Genomic DNA, 238 nt, shown 5'->3' with positions numbered 1-238 from the left:
GAACATAACCGAATGGTGCTTTTGTTTCCACAAAAGTGTAGTTTCCAGGACGAAGATTGTTTACGACAACTTCACCGCTGCTATTCGTTGTCACATTCGTCTTTACTACGTTATCACTGGAATCTTTGATTGAGTAAACGGCACCTTCTAATCGTTCGCTACTATCTACACTGTCAAGCTTTGTCAGCTTAACACTTCCAGTGATGATGTCATTCTTGATTGTAACTGTATTCGATTC

General features: G+C 39.9%; 1 protein-coding gene. It reads right to left on the bottom strand.

What is annotated here, in order from left to right:
- The coding region (locus Q4550_RS24025) for a prealbumin-like fold domain-containing protein (RefSeq protein WP_303536784.1) at nt 1–238 on the bottom strand (238 nt) is incomplete at both ends.

This window comes from Anaerobacillus sp. 1_MG-2023 (genome assembly GCF_030547345.1).
In the GTDB taxonomy this organism is placed as follows: Bacteria; Bacillota; Bacilli; order Bacillales; family Guptibacillaceae; genus Guptibacillus; species Guptibacillus hwajinpoensis_B.
Note: the sequence above shows the minus strand (reverse complement) of the source record. Positions and strands in the feature narration are given on the sequence as shown.